General features: G+C 71.7%; 1 protein-coding gene. It reads left to right on the top strand.

What is annotated here, in order from left to right; genetic code table 11:
* The coding region (locus V5E28_RS49290; protein WP_336217228.1) for a condensation domain-containing protein at positions 1 to 318 on the top strand (318 nt) is incomplete at both ends.

Here is a 318-nt window from a genome sequence, read left to right as displayed (position 1 = left end):
GACGGCTGGTCGGACGCCGTGTTCTGGCGTGAGCTCACCGCCGGCTACCGGGGGACCGAGCTCCCGCCGCCGCCGGTGCAGTACGGCGACTACGCCCACTGGCAGCGCAGCTGGGCCGCCGACGGCGGTTACGCCGACCAGCTCGCCTACTGGGAGGAGCACTTGGCCGATCTGCAGGTCCTGGATCTTCCGACCGACCGGCCGCGCCCCCAGGTCCAGTCCTTCGACGGCGCGCACATTCCCTTCACCGTTCCCGAGCACACCGCTGCCAGGGTCCGCGACCTGGCTCAGGCCACCGGGTCGACCCCGTTCATGGTG

Origin of the sequence: Nonomuraea sp. LPB2021202275-12-8, assembly GCF_037044575.1 — a bacterium.
Lineage (GTDB): Bacteria > Actinomycetota > Actinomycetes > Streptosporangiales > Streptosporangiaceae > Nonomuraea.
The sequence above is the reverse complement of the archived record's forward strand: the minus strand, read 5'-3'. Positions and strand labels throughout refer to the sequence as shown.